At 69.5% G+C, this 5,096-nt stretch carries 6 protein-coding genes and 1 pseudogene; 4 read left to right on the top strand and 3 right to left on the bottom strand.

Going from position 1 to position 5,096, the window contains the following annotated elements; genetic code table 11:
- A partial coding sequence (locus ACIQ3R_RS15035; RefSeq protein ID WP_397419673.1) for a TetR family transcriptional regulator occupies positions 1–187 on the bottom strand: 187 nt, incomplete at its 3' end.
- A 1,940-nt stretch (positions 188–2,127) separates the two neighbouring features.
- Here ACIQ3R_RS15035 and ACIQ3R_RS15030 point away from each other — a divergent pair.
- The 3 genes and pseudogenes from ACIQ3R_RS15030 to ACIQ3R_RS15020 form a co-directional block, all read left to right on the top strand.
- Positions 2,128–2,232: pseudogene (locus ACIQ3R_RS15030) on the top strand (PEPxxWA-CTERM sorting domain-containing protein); the annotation flags it as partial.
- Positions 2,233–2,327: 95 nt separating this feature from the next.
- Positions 2,328–3,077 carry a class I SAM-dependent methyltransferase gene (locus ACIQ3R_RS15025; RefSeq protein ID WP_397419672.1) on the top strand — a complete coding sequence of 250 codons (750 nt, stop codon included), beginning with the start codon at positions 2,328–2,330 and terminating at the stop codon, positions 3,075–3,077.
- A 48-nt stretch (positions 3,078–3,125) separates the two neighbouring features.
- Positions 3,126–3,377: a DUF3297 family protein gene (locus tag ACIQ3R_RS15020; RefSeq protein ID WP_397419671.1), complete on the top strand. Its 252-nt coding sequence runs from the start codon at positions 3,126–3,128 to the stop codon at positions 3,375–3,377.
- Here ACIQ3R_RS15020 and ACIQ3R_RS15015 read toward each other — a convergent pair.
- On the bottom strand, positions 3,374–4,315 hold the full coding sequence (locus ACIQ3R_RS15015) for a Coq4 family protein (RefSeq protein WP_397419670.1): 942 nt from the start codon (positions 4,313–4,315) through the stop codon (positions 3,374–3,376). The two genes, ACIQ3R_RS15020 and ACIQ3R_RS15015, sit on opposite strands and share 4 nt — an antisense overlap.
- A complete protein-coding gene (locus tag ACIQ3R_RS15010) occupies positions 4,312–4,563 on the bottom strand; it encodes an EF-hand domain-containing protein (protein WP_397419669.1) in 252 nt (83 codons plus the stop codon). The genes ACIQ3R_RS15015 and ACIQ3R_RS15010 overlap by 4 nt, the downstream gene beginning before the upstream one ends.
- Positions 4,564–4,707: 144 nt before the next feature.
- On the opposite strand from ACIQ3R_RS15010, the gene ACIQ3R_RS15005 reads away from it, so the two are divergent.
- Positions 4,708–5,096: prephenate dehydrogenase/arogenate dehydrogenase family protein (locus tag ACIQ3R_RS15005; protein WP_397419667.1), on the top strand; the 389-nt coding region annotated here is incomplete at its 3' end.

Genomic DNA, 5,096 nt, shown 5'->3' with positions numbered 1-5,096 from the left:
ACTCGGCCTTGTCCTTGAAGTGATGATAGGGAGCGGCAGGACTCACGCCCGCTTCCCGCGCCACGGCCCTCAGCGAGAGCGCAGACGGGCCCTCGGCCTCCAGCAGCCTTCGGGCGGCTTCCACCAGGGCGCGGCGCAGATCGCCGTGGTGATAGGGGCGGGGCTCGGCGGTGCGGGCTTCACTCATGACCTTACCATAAATTCATATCCGTCCGGCGCATAGACATCTTGACGACGCTCAGATCGTCACTATCTGAGCACCGTTCAAATAAGAAAAGCCCCCAGTCCCTGGGGAAAGCAAACTGAAAAGGTGTGTGTCATGTCTCTCGTGAAGTTTGGACGGTTCTTCGACCGCGTCGCCCCCTCGTTCCTGCTTGTGCTCGGCCTGTTCGCGGCCGGCGCCACGGCGGCGCTGGGCGCCTGACAGCCGACCTGCTTGTCTCGGTCGAACCGACGGAGGGGCCCCCAGCGGGCCCCTTTTTCGTAGATCGGCGGGTCCCGCGACGATCCGATCGGCTGGCACGCATGTTGCTCGAACCGGTCATCGAGACTCGCCTCGCACGGGAATTCCCGTCTGAGGCGTTTCATCCTGCGCCAGCCGATCAGGTGACGTGGGGACCAGGTTCGGATCGGGAGTCCCACGATGGGTCTGGTCCGGGGGAAGCAGGAGGGCGAGATGTCCGCGGTCGAGCGAGATCTCATCTCTACCGAGTGGCGCGCCGCGGCGAGGCAAAACGTCGCGGTCGGCCGTCGCTTAACGACTCCGTGGGGGAATTCTGACAAAGTCCGGCTAACCGGCGAGCCTACGCTCGTCCCCGCATTCGTGTTTGGTGTCTCGGGTCCTATGCCTGCCCTTTGCGACAACATTGCGATCAGCGTCCTTGCGACGCTGGATGGGAGGGCGCCCGTATGAGCGTCGCTTCCTATCGTGATGACCGTTCGCGCCGTGGCGCGGCCGGGGCCGCGCTGGCTTGGCTTTGGCCCGATCCGCTGGAGACCGAAGCCAGGCGCGCAGGGTGGCCCTGGGTGGCGCAGCTGGGTGCGTGGCTCTGGCCGGATCGCCTGAACGATGAGCCGTTCGGTCGTCGTCATGGCCTGATGGCGATGATGTTCGGCTGGGCTTGGCCTGAGGACCTCGACCAGAACACTGCCAAGTGGTGGCGCGAAAGCTGGATGTGGAGCTGGATCTGGCCGGGCCGGGTCCTGGGCCCGGACGGCGAGATCTGCCCGCTCATGCCTTGGCACGCCGCGATGCGGCCAGAAGTCTGTCCGACGGATCCCTGGCACCGCAAGGTCACGCGCCATGGCGGCGTGCTGGCCATGATGTTCGCGGCCGGCGCGCTGGCCGCACCGACGGTGACGCAGGTGACGGATCCGCTGGATGGCGGTCGTCTGAGCGTTCTGCGCGGCGGCGGCGAGACGGCCCCTCAGACGGATGGCAGCCAGACGACGGGCGACGCCGGCGCGCAGGAAGACGGCGGTCAGGGTGGCGATACCGGTGGTGCTGGCGGCTCCGGCGGCGGCGGCGGCGGTGGACCCGGCGGCGATGGTGGACAGGACGGCGATATCGGCTTTGGCGATACCGGTTTTGGCGACACCGGCGGGGCCGGTGGCGGCGGTGGCGGCGGTAGCGGTGGCGCCGCCGGTGGCGGCGCGGGCGGCGGCGATGGCGGCGCGACCCAGACCGGCGGCGACGGCGGCACGACGTTTATCGATCCGGGCCCGGGTGGTGGACAAGATCTGGCGCCCCCGCTTGAGCTGGCCGGAGACACCGGTGGCGGCAGCGGCGGCGGTGCAGGCGGCGGCGGCGGCACGGGATTTGGCGGCGGCACGGGCGGCGGCGGTGGAACCGGCGGCGGTGATCCCTTCAACCCGCCCGGCGGCGGCGCGCCCCCCAACCTCGATCCCCCAGGCCCGCTGCCGGATGGCGGCGGCACAGGCGGCGGTACGGGCGGTGGCCCCGGCGGCGGCACGGGTGGCGGCACGGGCGGTGGTGGCCCTGGCGGTGGTGGAACCGGTGGTCCGGTCACGCCGCTCGATCAGTTCACCGGCGGTGGCGGTGGCGGTGGCGGCTCCGGCGGCGGCAATGGCGGCACGGGTGGCGGCGGCGGTGGCGGCTCCGGCGGCACGGCGGTGCCTGAGCCGTCGACCTGGGCCATGATGATCCTGGGCTTCGGCGCGGTGGGCTACGTGGTCCGTCGACGCCGGTTCCGGGCGCGCGTCGCCCTCTGATCCTCTAAATCGGGCGCCAAGCTCGGGGCGGCGGGCGTTGTTTCCAAGGCGCGCCCGCAGGTCTAGTCTCACCTTCAAATGGAGGAGATCGGGCCATGACCCATCGTTGGATGCTGGCCGCTGCGGCGGTTTTGGTGCTTGCTGGAACGGCTCCAGCGCTGGCCCTGCCGACCAATGTCGCCGCTGCGCTGAACGACAGTTCCCGTCCCGCCGCAGATCAGGCGCGTGACGCCGCGCGCAAGGCCGGCGAGACCCTGGAGTTGGCCGGGGTCCGGCCGGACGCCAAGGTGGCGGACCTGATCATGGGCGGTGGTTATTTCACGCGCCTGCTCTCGGCCGCCATCGGCGCCAAGGGCGAAGTTGTCGCCTATCAGCCCGCCGAATTCATTCAGTTCCGCGCCGCCTATGGCGACGAACAGAAGGCGGTCGCCGCCGCGCTCGCCAACGTGAAAGCGATCAATATGTCGCTGGGCGCACTCGATCTGCCGGATGGGCTCGACCTGGTGCTGACGGTCCAGAACTATCACGACCTGCACCTGACCCCGTTCCCGAAGGACACGGCGGCCAAGGTCAACGCCGAGGTCTTCAAGTCGCTGAAGCCGGGCGGGGTCTATCTGATCATCGACCACTCGGCGGCGCCCGGCGCCGGGCTCGAGACGGCCAATACGATCCACCGGATCGATCCGGCCATCGTGCGTCGCGAGGTGGAGGCCGCCGGCTTCAAGCTGGACCGAGAGGCCGACTTCCTGCGCCTGCCGTCCGACCCGCGCACGGCCAACGTGTTCTCGCCCGCCATCCGGGGCAAGACCGACCAGTTCGTCATGCGGTTCGTGAAGCCGAAGTGATCCCGCGCCCGACTTGAAACGCGGCGGGCGGCGTGCGAAGCGCCCGCCATGACTGATGATGCAATCCCCGCCCTGCCGGATCGCCTGAGCGCGGACCCCGACAGCCCGTTCTATGACGCCGCGATCCTGGAGCGGAATGTGGGCATCCGCTTCAAGGGCGAGGACAAGACCAATGTCGAGGAATACTGCGTCAGCGAAGGCTGGGTGCGGCTGACGGTCGGCGCCAGCAAGGACCGGCGCGGCAAGCCCTTGACCGTGAAGCTGCAGGGGCCGGTCGAGCCCTACTTCCGCGAGGGCTAGGCTGCGGCGCGCAGCTGTTCGAACAGGTCAGCGGGCCAGGACGACTCGAAGGCCTTGAGACCCAGCCGGCTGCGGATGGTTTCCAGCGGCTGGTCCCAGATCGCGGGCCAATCAACGCCGAGGATCGGCGGACTCTCGCGACCGTGGCGCCATCCGCCCAGGATGATATCGAGCAGAAGTGTCGCGGACTCAGGGCGCTCCAGGGCCGCACGGGCGGTGACCATGCCCAGGAACATCGCCGAATAGTGGTGGCCGAACTGGCCCAGCTGAAAGCCGGAGATCGCCACCTCGTGAAGACCGGTGGTGCGGTAGCCGGCGGCCAGGTGCCAGAGATCATGGCACTGCAGGATTCGCGTGTTGAGATAGTCGAGCGGCGGCGGCAGGTCGGCGAGGCCCAGCGCATCGCGATCCAGCACCTCGAGGTCGAAGCCGTTGTCGACGATCAGGGCGTGGAAGGCGCCGCCGAGCGAATCCTTCGGGCAACGCGCCAGGGCCTCAAGTGTGAACCGTTCCGGATAACCGCCGGCGGCCGCTTCGGCGCAGCCGGGGTACGCGAGCGCCGCCGCTGCGGCGCGATCCCTTAGGCCGGGCCCGCAGACGCCGGCGAGCGCGGCTGTCCGCTGGGTGACGCCGGCGGCGCCAAGGGTTCCAGGCGGCGTATCCAACAGGGCCCAGAAGGCCGTCCAGAAGTCCGCCGGGATCGGCTCGGGCGGCGAGTCGGAACCAGGAATTTCCGGCGCCGCGACCGCCTCGCCGAACCAGCGGCTTGCCGCCAGGTCATACAAACCCGCCAGTCGCTCCGGCGCCGCGGCGGCCATGCCGAGCATCGCCGCCGCGAGTCCGACGAGGCCGTCCGGCGTGCGCGGATCACCGTCCCATGCCGCCTCGGCGGCCCGGGACTGGAACCGGGCGCGCGCGTCTGAGGTGATCTCGCTCATCCGCCGCGCTGGCGCATGGCCGCCATAGCGGCTTCCATCTCGGCGGCGGTGACCTTGCCGTCCTTGTTCGCGTCGACCATGGCGAACCGCTCGGCCGGCCTTCCGGCAGCCGTCCATTCGGCCTTTGAGACCGCGCCGTCGCCGTCCGTGTCCCAGCGTTTGATGAGGTCGGCCGGCGCAGGCATCTGGGCCTGAGCGACGCTGGCGGCCGCGAGGGCGATGGTGGCGGCGATTAGGACGGGGCGCATCAGGAACTCCCAGATTGTGGCGGGGCCAAGCTAAGGCTCCGAATGTGAACCGCGTGTGTCCGGTTCGTATCACACGATCCAGCCGGGCTCCGACTCCGAGGCGAACGGTTTGCGGTGCGTCGCAGCCCCGGCTATCGAGCGCCCATGAAGAACCTGGGTCTCATCGGCTTTGGGCAGTTCGGTCAACTCGCGGCCGGAATCCTGAAAGCCCATTTCGATGTGCTGGTGTTCGACAGGGCGCCCGAAACGGCCGGCCGGGCGAAGGCGCTCGGCGTCGCCTCCGGCTCGCTTGAAGCCGCCGCGGGTTGCGAGGTGGTCGTGGTCGCCGTCCCGGTGGCGGCGATGCGGGAGGTCCTTGTCGCCGTCGCCGAACACCTCAAGCCGGGGGCGCTGGTGATCGACGTCGGCTCCGTGAAGATGCTGCCGGCGCAATGGATGGACGAACTCCTTCCGGCCCACGCCGCCATCGTCGCCACGCACCCGCTTTTCGGGCCTCAGAGCGTCGCCCGCGACGGCCTTCCGGGACTGCGCCT

This window comes from Phenylobacterium sp. (assembly GCF_044371015.1).
In the GTDB taxonomy this organism is placed as follows: domain Bacteria; phylum Pseudomonadota; class Alphaproteobacteria; order Caulobacterales; family Caulobacteraceae; genus Phenylobacterium.
This window is presented reverse-complemented; position numbering and strand designations above follow the sequence as displayed.